General features: G+C 29.9%; 1 protein-coding gene. It reads right to left on the reverse strand.

The features are described 5' to 3' along the window. Positions 1 to 737, reverse strand: a 737-nt coding sequence (locus tag FYJ52_RS09985) for a hypothetical protein (protein ID WP_205960835.1), incomplete at its 3' end; no start/stop codon positions are given. Between the last annotated feature and the right edge of the window lie 439 nt (positions 738 to 1,176).

The raw sequence follows: 1,176 nt of genomic DNA on the forward strand, positions 1-1,176 counted from the left end.
GGGTTGAAGGGTAGATTAGCCAGAAATATAATTGCTGTTTCGCCAATATGTTCATATGGCTTTCTGATTTTAATTTTATATTCAACATTATCATTCTCAACTTCTGTTGTATAAGATTCTAAAAAACGATTAATGATGGATTGACTCGAAGTTCCTAATAAAAGTCCCCTAATATCCTTCCGATTGACGAATAAGCTATGCAATACATGAATTGATGATGTGATGACTTGAGTTCCATCATTGGAATGCATTAGGCAATGATTCACTTTGCGATATGAATCATTGGTATATTTGGTAAATGGATAGCCTTGAAGAACATAATCAACTTTATTTGGGAGGAAATAGTTTTTTAAAGGAATGTAGTAGTCAGAAGTATTGGGGATTCTGTCCGTAAGTTTTATATTCTTAGGTTTATTATTGGTGAAGTCGAAAGAAAATCGTTTTGTGATGAGTTTTCCTGAAAATCTATAAGTGTAATTGGTCAGAACATTCCCGTCCCAAATACTGCCATGTTGAACAGCATCAAGATCAAGTACGGGAACAAGGAATGTTGAGCACTTATCTAAAAATAACCATTGATCACTTTTTCTAATCTCAATTAATAACACTTCAACAAAAGGATTAGTTGAATCGTTATCTTCGTTTCTAACAAGTCCACCATATCTATAAACCACTCGACTAATATTATCGTTTGGGAAGCAATCAATAGTCGTTATTTTGTCATTATTAACAGGCATATATTTTTACAAAATGAAAAATTAAAGCTTATAGATAATATACTTTTTATTCTTGCTCTAGTTTATTTGTGTAAACTCTGATTTATTTGTGGAACTGACAATAGTTCTAGCTTTTTGGCGTGTCTCGGTATTGTTAGGTTCATAATCTATAACTTTTTAAATAGTATTTTTATTAAAATTCTTTTGGATCCTACTGAATATATCTATACATGTAAATGCTGCAATGGCATCGTTAATAAAACTAAAGATTAGAAAAAAGGCTCATCATAATGAGCCTTTTCTTATATTATTTCTTTCTTTTATTATCAAGGTGCTTACCGAATGCAACCATTGCTTCGTTGTTTAATTTATTAAACTTATATTTATAAATCAAATAATTAATAGTAAAAAATATTAAACAAGCCAGCATAATAATAAATAAGGGTTTATGAATCAGTAT

It is taken from the genome of Pseudoramibacter porci, assembly GCF_009696145.1.
Lineage (GTDB): Bacteria > Bacillota > Clostridia > Eubacteriales > Eubacteriaceae > Pseudoramibacter > Pseudoramibacter porci.